Source organism: Neobacillus citreus (genome assembly GCF_018343545.2).
Lineage (GTDB): Bacteria > Bacillota > Bacilli > Bacillales > Cytobacillaceae > Neobacillus > Neobacillus citreus.
In genome coordinates, this window is the sequence record NZ_JAGYPE020000050.1 from 33,749 (window position 1) to 40,675 (window position 6,927).

The 6,927-nt window shown below is 41.1% G+C and carries 7 protein-coding genes; 3 read left to right on the forward strand and 4 right to left on the reverse strand.

Annotated elements, in window-relative coordinates; translation table 11 throughout:
• Positions 1–63 precede the first annotated feature (63 nt).
• From KHB02_RS21900 to KHB02_RS21915, 3 genes are all read right to left on the reverse strand, one after another.
• Positions 64–444: a CotD family spore coat protein gene (locus tag KHB02_RS21900; RefSeq protein WP_213145067.1), complete on the reverse strand. Its 381-nt coding sequence runs from the start codon at positions 442–444 to the stop codon at positions 64–66.
• 378 nt (positions 445–822) lie between these two features.
• A complete protein-coding gene (locus tag KHB02_RS21910; RefSeq protein WP_213145066.1) occupies positions 823–2,091 on the reverse strand; it encodes a ribonuclease H-like domain-containing protein in 1,269 nt (422 codons plus the stop codon).
• Positions 2,092–2,105: 14 nt separating this feature from the next.
• On the reverse strand, positions 2,106–4,385 hold the full coding sequence (locus KHB02_RS21915) for a DEAD/DEAH box helicase (RefSeq protein WP_213145065.1): 2,280 nt from the start codon (positions 4,383–4,385) through the stop codon (positions 2,106–2,108).
• Positions 4,386–4,524: 139 nt separating this feature from the next.
• Here KHB02_RS21915 and KHB02_RS21920 point away from each other — a divergent pair, with 139 nt between their 5' ends.
• Complete coding sequence (locus KHB02_RS21920; protein ID WP_213145064.1) at positions 4,525–5,223, forward strand: Crp/Fnr family transcriptional regulator; 699 nt, start codon at positions 4,525–4,527, stop codon at positions 5,221–5,223.
• A gap of 113 nt (positions 5,224–5,336) precedes the next feature.
• On the forward strand, positions 5,337–5,825 hold the full coding sequence (locus tag KHB02_RS21925) for an Hsp20/alpha crystallin family protein (RefSeq protein WP_213145063.1): 489 nt from the start codon (positions 5,337–5,339) through the stop codon (positions 5,823–5,825).
• 56 nt (positions 5,826–5,881) lie between these two features.
• Here KHB02_RS21925 and KHB02_RS21930 read toward each other — a convergent pair whose 3' ends face one another.
• Positions 5,882–6,433, reverse strand: a complete 552-nt coding sequence (locus KHB02_RS21930) for a YppG family protein (protein WP_241114013.1) — start codon at positions 6,431–6,433, stop codon at positions 5,882–5,884.
• Positions 6,434–6,608: 175 nt separating this feature from the next.
• Between KHB02_RS21930 and yppF the strand changes: the two genes are divergently transcribed.
• Complete coding sequence (yppF, locus tag KHB02_RS21935) at positions 6,609–6,821, forward strand: YppF family protein (protein WP_213145062.1); 213 nt, start codon at positions 6,609–6,611, stop codon at positions 6,819–6,821.
• The last annotated feature ends 106 nt before the right edge of the window (positions 6,822–6,927 follow it).

A 6,927-nucleotide genomic window follows, 5' to 3' on the forward strand; every position in this document is an offset into this window, starting at 1 on the left:
CATATTATAAAGTAACAAAATAAAAAACAAGGGCTAAAAGCCCTTGTAAGATTAGTCAAACTTTTAAGGTCTTGGTCCCATGAAAGGACCAGGTCCAGGTCCAAATCCAGGTGCGCCAAAGCCAGGGCCTGCCATACCAGGGCCTGCCATACCATAACCTGGCATATTCGGCATTACATTTGGCATCGCATTAGGCAATGCGTTTGAAACAGGCATTACTGCTTGCGGTGCACATGGGTTGCAGCAGTTGATGTGCTGGTTACATACCTCATCACAGCATGAAGCTGATTGCGGGCAATAATGTTTATGCTCAAACATATGATGATTCACAGTAGTAGTGTGAACCGGATGAATATGGGGCACCACCGTTGTAGAGAAAGTATGATTCACAATGTTTGTCGTCGGATGAACCACCGGCGGGGCAAAATTAGTTCCTAGAAACATGTTAAGCTCTCCCTTCTTTTCTTTATTCTGTTTACATTAACAGCCTATGAAAAAAGGGTTACTCTTGTACTAAGGAAAACACCTATTTTTTATAATAATACCGGCTTCCTTGGGTTTATATCCTTATAACATAGTATAAAAGCTATCTTTCAAGCTTGTAAAAACAACAGCAGTTAAACAAACAACAACGAAAAATAAAAACAAAATTGCTTTATACATCCTACCCACTCCATAAAGTTTTTGCGCTTTTTTTACACAGCACACAATTTATAATTTTACCTATTAAGACGACAGTAAACAATATGGAATTTCAAATTTTTCAGCATTAAATTGTGAACTTTTTGTTACATATTTTTAATAACCGTTAATTAAAGAAATTTAACGTGGGCTTTTAATGATTTTTCGATTCAAACGCTCTTTTCGTGCTTGTAACTGGTCCATTGAAGGATCACCTGAAAGATTGTGCAAACTAGGGGTTCGCTCACTTATAATGATAGCTTGGCTACAGTATTGAAGAGCTAATTCTAAATCCTTTAATCTATGCTCATAGATTTTAGCCAATTCTACACATGCATCAAGCGCAAGACGCCCCTCCCCAGATTGGACAACCTCGGTAAACAAATTTCTTGCTTTGTCCCATTCCCGGTCTTTTTTATACTGAAACGCAAGAGCAAGCTTTGCTTGGCAAGCTGTAACATCCTGCCCGTCTGTGAGTTTACCGAGGACTTTTTCTGCTTCATCCTTTTCACCGATAGCCGCAAACCAGCGGCCTACTTCAAAGGTTTCCTTTCTGGTAGAGTCGTGGTCTAATCCGCATAATTGAAAGGTCAGATGTGTATACAAAGTGACAAGCGACAATATATCAATTTCATTATGCTTGAGTATGCCAATCATGCCATCGGGCTTTTTGTTTTCAACGAAATCAAAATAAATCATCGGAGCTAAAAATCCCGAAATATCGTCAACCCTTTCTACCCCGAGAACCTCTTTTTCCACTACTGCTAATTTCAACCGTTCTAATTTGTGCTTCCAGAGTCTTTTGGCAGCGTGAAACAAGTCGAAATGACCAAAAGACGGAAGCCTTGGAACATGCTCTCTTACAAGCGTATGTCTCGTTTTGACCTGCGGCCAGTCAAAGGCTTTCCCATTATAAGTGACAAGTGTCCGATAATTAATCTTTTCCAGAAAGCTTTGGTATAGCGGGACCTCGGCACCGGGATTTGGGAGGATATGCTGTCTTAAAATCAACTCTTCTCCCTCAATGCTGGCATACCCCAATAAGAAAATGGTATTGCCCGTCCCGCCGCCTAGCCCCGTCGTTTCTGTATCGAAAAAAAATAATTCTTCCGCCTGAAACCCTTTAGCAGATAATGGATGAGCGGCTGATTGCTGGTTCCAAGTTTCCATTGCCGTCAGAAAATCACGAAACCGATAATGGCCGTGCCGTTGGTCAAGCGGATATTTTACCTCTCTTATTAAACAGAAGTTTTCGTCTAAATAATAAGGAGAAACATGTTCTTGCTCCCATTGCTCTTTGTAAGGTATCTCAACGAACGTTTCTACTGAAGAGGGAACAGCCTTTTTATCTGAAGAATTCCCCGTCGACAAGTGGGGCTTTAAGCGATTCAATTTATTTTTTAAAGACATCCTCGCACTCCCCCTTACCGCGATGATGATTCTAAGAAGGCATCAAGAATCATTAATGAATCATGTTTGGCTGCATCTCCAACTGCATCCGTGCCAATGCATGATGGACACCCTGATTCACATTGGCAGCGTTCAATCATTTTTTTGCTTTCGAGCAAAACCTCTGCCATCCCTGAATATATTTTTTCACTTAAGCCAATTCCTCCAGGATAGCGGTCATAAAAAAAGATGGTTGGCTTTTCATTATGGTCGGCCTTAACCTGCGGAATGACATGAATATCCTGCGGGTCGGCCATGACAAACAATGGGGCTATTGACCTTAAAGCATGGGCCGCCCCAACAAGTCCTTGCTCCAGCCGAACAGCCCCCAATTCTGAGAGCGCCCTATTAAGCGAAATCCACGCGGCATTCGTATGAAGTTCCTCTTCCGGTAGGTGGATCGGACCGGAACCGATATTCTCATGAGTTTCGAATTTAATTTTTTTAAAAATGGTCGCCATAGCCCTGACGCTGACATCCCCATAACCAATTTCCGCTTCATTGACCGGATGCAGTTTATCAACCTCAAGTACTTTTAATTGAACCGCTAAATTGGCATCTGTAAAATAATCAACATCCACCTCACGGACAAATGCCTTTTTTTCGTCCCAATCCAGTTTTTCCACTTGAAATTGAGTGCCTTGGTGCAAATAAATGGCCTCATCGTGAAGCAGTGTCATTGCCGAAAAACGGTCCATTTCCCCGATGACCTTTACACTAGCAATATCGGTTTGGTCGACAATGATGACATTTTCTTGGGAAGCGGACCGCAGGCTGATATTGTGGGCCGGGAAAGAGTCGTTCATCCAGTACCATTTATCGCCGTTCCGATATAGAACTCGCTCTTCAGTTAAGTATTCCAAAAGCTCCTCAGTTCCCACATTACCGAACTTTTCGTCAGCCTTAAATGGAAGCTCGTAGGCGGCACATTTCATATGGTCAATCAATATGATTAGGTTGTCCGGATTAATCCGTGCTGTTTCCGGGCTTTTATTGAAGAAATAATCAGGATTTTGGATGATATATTGATCCAACGGACTCGAGCTTGCCACCATGATGACAAGAGCCTCTCCATGCCGTCTCCCTGCTCTTCCGGCCTGTTGCCAGGCACTAGAGATGGTTCCGGGATAACCTGTCATAATACACACCTGAAGTTGTCCAATATCGACACCAAGTTCAAGAGCATTCGTACTTACAACACCGTATATTTCCCCGGAACGCAAGCCTTTTTCTATTTTCCGTCGCTCTGTGGGGAGATAACCGCCGCGATACCCCATAATCGATTTGCTGCCCAACTCGTGTTTCACCAGTTCCTGGAGATACGTTAAGATAATTTCAACTCGTACCCTGCTTCTGGCGAAAACAATCGTTTGGATTTTGTTTTTTAACAGTTCCCCGGCAATTTTCCGAACCTCAAGAGTCGCACTTCTTCTAATGTTTAATGGTTTGTTGACAATTGGCGGATTATAAAAAACGAAATGCTTCGTTCCGCTTGGTGCCCCGTTGTTGTCAATCAGGACCATGTTTTCCTCAGTAAGGTTTTCCGCCAGTTCGAGAGGATTTGCGATCGTCGCAGATGTACAAATGAATACAGGATTGCTTCCATAGTAATGGCAAATCCGTTTTAGCCTCCTAATCACATTTGCCACATGACTGCCAAAAACGCCGCGATACGTATGAAGCTCATCAATCACGACAAATTTGAGATTTTCGAATAAAGATACCCATTTTGTATGATGGGGCAGGATGCCAGAATGCAGCATATCAGGATTGGTGATGACAACATGGCCTGCTTTTCTGACCCGCTGGCGGATATTTGCCGGTGTGTCTCCATCATACGTATAGCTGTTAATATCCATGGAGGCCGCTTGGATAATTTCGTTTATTTCACTTTTTTGATCCTGGGCGAGTGCCTTTGTCGGAAACATATACAGCGCTCGTGTGCTCGGGTCATTTAATATAGATTGAAGAACTGGCAGATTGTAGCAAAGTGTTTTTCCTGATGCCGTTGGTGTAACTGCCACAATACTTCTTCCTGCCATCGTCGCTTCGTATGCTGATCTCTGATGGGTATAAAGCTCGTCTATCCCTTTTTGATTAAGCGCTTCATGCAATAGAGGATGTAAATCCCTAGGAAATGTTACCGTTTGGGCTTCTTTCTTAGGGAGTGTATGCCACGCAGCGATATTATCTTTAAAATCCTCATTTACTTTAATATCTGAAAGGATGGCCTGCAAATCTTTTTTCAACTTCATCTAGCTCACCTCATTACTTCTATTTTAGCGAATAAACGTTCGGAGAAAAAGAGGAAATTTATATTTTACAAATACCTTTTTTTTATTCGGCCAAATTTTGTTACAATAGAATATATCGAACGAAACTGAAGGTGATGTAATGAAAATCGATGAAATTAAAAGGGTGCTTTCCGAATTTACTCTCTTTCGCTCTTTAAACGACACGGAATTATCCAAAGTTACCGACATTGCGATTGCTAGAGAATGGAAGAAAAATAGCCATGTTTTTCATCAAGGGGATCCGCTTGAAAATGTTTATTTCATTTTTGATGGAAAGCTTAAAATTTATAAAAGCGATGTAAACGGGAAAGAACAAATCGTGGCCATTATGAAAAAAGGGGAAATGTTTCCTCATGTCGGCTTTTTCCGAAAAGGAGACTATCCAGCCTACGCTGAGGTTCTAGAGCCTTCAACCCTGATTGCCGTGCCGATTTCCAAGTTTGAAAATGTTTTGATCGAAAATCCCGAGCTATGCATTAAGGTATTTAAAGTACTTGGTGAAAAGATAGTCGACCTGCAAAACCGGCTGGAAGAGCAAATTCTCAATAATACCTATGAACAGATTGTCAAACTGCTAATCCGCCTCGCCCAAAAGCACGGTAAAGAACAAGAGGATGGTACTATATTGTTAAAATCGGAATTTACCAATAAAGACCTAGCCAACATGATTGGAACAACACGCGAAACCATCAGCAGAACATTGACAAAAATGAAAAAAGACGAATTAATCGAAGTCGATGAAGAGGGCGACATGATCCTCGATATCGAAATCCTTATGGAAGAAATTCATTTAATCTAAATGAAAACTGCCACCGCAAGCTTATGCGGTGTTTTTTTTGTATGAAATGGGCACCGGGTCGGGACTAAACGCATATGATATCGTGTGAAAAATTGGAAAGAGAGGGTTTTAGGATGTCTTCTAATCTTCCGAATGATAAAAATCATGAGAAAAAGCCTGTTTCCGAACCGTTTAGTCATTTGATGAAATCCATGAATGATTTTTTCATGGAGAAACCTATTAGAGGATTCTTGCAGTCCATCGATGATTTTTTCAAAACACCTTTTCCGTTTGATAGCAGCGGAGGCTTTCACGTAGAGACTGTTGAAAGAGAAAATGAATATTTAGTGTCGGCCGAACTCCCCGGTGTCAAAAGAGACCAAATCCATCTTAATATCACCGGAAACTACTTAACCATATCTGTTGAGAATAAAGAATTAGAAACCTCAGAGGATGAGCGAAATCAAATTTATCAGCGCCGTTTTGTCAGACAGCAAACCGCAAGAACCATCTCCCTGCCTCATATGATTAATGACAGAAAAATTAATGCCTCCTACCGGGACGGATTACTACAAATCCGCATACCCCGCGAAAAAGGAAAAATTATTGAAATTGACGAGTAAGAATAATCATTTTCCATATTATATAAAAAAGACGGCAACGCTTGCCGTCTTTTTTATTACGCTTTAAAAATGCCGCTAAAGTTTTTTACTAAGGAAGAAACCTGCGTAACCGCATTCACCATCTGGCCCGCTGTATTCATCATTTTATTAAAATCCACTGAGCCATCCTGCGATTTAAAGGAATTCATTAAGGACTGCATACCACTTGGCTGTTTCGGAATAAAGCTTTGTTTAGGATATGGGTTCATAACCGGATATCCATTCATTGGCGCATATGGAGCAGGATACATATCCTCCTTTGGCTGCAGGGGATTCTGAAATAGGAATTGTGAATCCTTTTGCGGATACTGGGAGTTTTGATAGTTCATATTCTGTGCGTTAGACCCAAGCTGATAAGCCGGCCCCATTGGCTGGAACGTACTTGGATGATAGCCTCCCTGCGACTGGAAAGTGTTCCAGGTCTGATTCTGAACAGGAGGCTGATATGGAAAAGCTTGATTTCGCATTACTAAATGCCGGTTCCATTGTTGGCCAACTGGACCATATTGCATCATTTGTCCCGAATATCCATTATGAAAGAAGGTATTTGGTCTCATTTTTCCAAACACGGGCAAACATCTCCTCCGTATTTATCTCTGCTTCACATTATGAAAAAAAAGCCTAATTGGTGATTCAAGGAAATGTCAAAATTTCAAAGATTTTGTCTAAAGTTTAAATTTTTGAAAAAATAATAATCTCTTAATTTCATGTTACGATAGTAAAAATGATGAAGGAGGAGTAGGAATGGACATACGCGAATTAAAAGTGAGATTTAGTCAAAACCGTGATTACACCACTGATGATGTTAATGCACTAATGGATTTTGTTAAAAAGGCCTATATCTTCAATGAAATTAGCATTAAAGAATATCGCAATCTTGTCCGTGAACTTGAAAATCAAGGTGCGGTGCCCCCAGAGGCAGCGCAGGAAAACTCCCTCATCGAACATAATAGTTAGTCAAAAAAAGAGATGCTCATGCATCTCTTTTCAGATTGTAGACAAAAGGCATTCGAATGAGCCCATTCGGATGCCTTTTTGTTGGATTATTGCTCGTAAGAGCAAA

Bases quoted from the DNA above. Each gene is read 5' to 3' on its own strand.
- KHB02_RS21915 (WP_213145065.1), bottom strand. From the start codon at position 4,385: ATGAAGTTGAAAAAAGATTTGCAGGCCATCCTTTCAGATATTAAAGTA.
- KHB02_RS21900 (WP_213145067.1), bottom strand. From the start codon at position 444: ATGTTTCTAGGAACTAATTTTGCCCCGCCGGTGGTTCATCCGACGACA.
- KHB02_RS21910 (WP_213145066.1), bottom strand. From the start codon at position 2,091: ATGTCTTTAAAAAATAAATTGAATCGCTTAAAGCCCCACTTGTCGACG.
- KHB02_RS21925 (WP_213145063.1), top strand. From the start codon at position 5,337: ATGTCTTCTAATCTTCCGAATGATAAAAATCATGAGAAAAAGCCTGTT.
- KHB02_RS21920 (WP_213145064.1), top strand. From the start codon at position 4,525: ATGAAAATCGATGAAATTAAAAGGGTGCTTTCCGAATTTACTCTCTTT.
- yppF (WP_213145062.1), top strand. From the start codon at position 6,609: ATGGACATACGCGAATTAAAAGTGAGATTTAGTCAAAACCGTGATTAC.